Origin of the sequence: Paenibacillus sp. 203 (genome assembly GCF_037027525.1) — a bacterium.
In the GTDB taxonomy this organism is placed as follows: domain Bacteria; phylum Bacillota; class Bacilli; order Paenibacillales; family Paenibacillaceae; genus Paenibacillus; species Paenibacillus polymyxa_B.
On the sequence record NZ_JAXCHD010000099.1, the window covers coordinates 1 to 244 of the forward strand.

The 244-nt window shown below is 52.9% G+C and carries 1 rRNA gene; it reads left to right on the forward strand.

The window, feature by feature from the left end:
* Positions 1 to 244 (forward strand): 16S ribosomal RNA (locus WA407_RS26580); the annotation flags it as partial.

Here is a 244-nt window from a genome sequence, read left to right on the forward strand (position 1 = left end):
TGAAACTCAAAGGAATTGACGGGGACCCGCACAAGCAGTGGAGTATGTGGTTTAATTCGAAGCAACGCGAAGAACCTTACCAGGTCTTGACATCCCTCTGACCGGTCTAGAGATAGACCTTTCCTTCGGGACAGAGGAGACAGGTGGTGCATGGTTGTCGTCAGCTCGTGTCGTGAGATGTTGGGTTAAGTCCCGCAACGAGCGCAACCCTTATGCTTAGTTGCCAGCAGGTCAAGCTGGGCAC